Here is a 1,446-nt window from a genome sequence, read left to right as displayed (position 1 = left end):
GTGCCCCGGGGTGTGGTTCCCCGGGGCACCGCCCCTTTCGGTGTGGGTGTGGGGTCAGCCGGTGTTGCGGAGGCCGGCTGCGACGCCGTTGACGGTGAGGAGGAGGGCGCGGGAGAGGAGGGGGTCGGGGTCCTCTCCGGCGGCTGCGGCGTCGCGCTGGCGCTTGAGGAGGGCTACCTGGAGGTAGCTGATGGGGTCGAGGTAGGCGTCGCGGATGGCGAAGGTCTGCTTGAGGACGGGTTGGGCGTCGAGGAGTTCCTTTTCGCCGGTGATGCGGAGGATCTCGGTGACGGTGAGGTCGTGTTCGGTCTTGATGGTGTCGAAGACGTGCTTGAGGTCGTCGGGGACGAGGGTGTCGACGTAGTGCTGGGCGATGCGCAGGTCGGTCTTGGCGAGGGTCATCTCGACGTTGGAGATGAAGTTGCGGAAGAAGTGCCATTCTCGGTGCATTTCTTCCAGGACGGTGTCGAGGCCGGCTTCGCGCAGTGCCTTGAGGCCGGAGCCGACGCCGAACCAGCCGGGGACGATCTGCCGGGACTGGGTCCAGCCGAAGACCCAGGGGATGGCGCGGAGGCCGTCGAGGGAGACGCCGGAGCCGGGGCGGCGGGAGGGGCGGGAGCCGAGGTGGAGTTCGGCGAGCTGGTCGACGGGGGTGGAGGCGAGGAAGTAGGTGGGGAGGTCGGGGTCTTCGACGAAGGCGCGGTAGGCGGCGTGGGCTGCGTCGGAGATGACGTCCATGGCGGCGTCCCAGCGGGCGAGGGCTTCGTCGGACTGCCGGGGCGCGGTGTGCAGGGCGGAGGCCTGGAGGGTGGCGGCGACGGTCAGTTCGAGGTTCTCGCGGGCGAGGGAGGGGATGAGGTACTTGTCGGAGATGACCTCGCCCTGTTCGGTGACCTTGATCTCGCCTTCGAGGGTGCCCCAGGGCTGGGCGAGGATGGCGTCGTGGGAGGGGCCGCCGCCGCGGCCGACGGTGCCGCCGCGGCCGTGGAAGAGGCGCAGGCGGACGCCGTGGCGGTGGGCGACGTCGCGGAGGCGGCGCTGGGCGCGGTGGATCTCCCACTGGCTGGTGGTGATGCCGCCGAACTTGGAGGAGTCGCTGTAGCCGAGCATGACCTCCTGGACGTCGCCGCGGAGTGCGACGAGGCGTCGGTAGGAGGGGTCGGAGAGCATGTCCTCGAGGATGGTGTCGGCGGCCTTGAGTTCGTCGGTGGTTTCCAGGAGGGGGACGATGCCGATCTTGGCCCAGCCGGCGTGGAGGTCGATGAGTCCGGCTTCGCGGGCGAGGACGGCGGCGGCGAAGACGTCGTCGGCGCCCTGGCACATGGAGATGATGTAGGACTCGATGACTTCGGGGCCGAAGACTTCGAGGGCGCGCTTGATGGTCTGGAAGACGCCGAGGGTCTTTTCGCCGGCGGCGTCGACGGGTGCGGGGGTGGGGGCGGGGGG

The 1,446-nt window shown here is 70.0% G+C and carries 1 protein-coding gene; it reads right to left on the bottom strand.

Features of this window, described 5'->3' with window-relative positions; translation table 11 throughout:
• Positions 1 to 54: 54 nt before the first annotated feature.
• On the bottom strand, positions 55 to 1,446 hold a 1,392-nt coding region (locus MTQ10_RS30375; RefSeq protein WP_247473886.1), incomplete at its 5' end, for a phosphoenolpyruvate carboxylase.

It is taken from the genome of Streptomyces sp. XM83C (assembly GCF_023072675.1).
GTDB classification, from domain to species: Bacteria; Actinomycetota; Actinomycetes; order Streptomycetales; family Streptomycetaceae; genus Streptomyces; species Streptomyces thermocoprophilus.
Note: the sequence above shows the minus strand (reverse complement) of the source record. Positions and strands in the feature narration are given on the sequence as shown.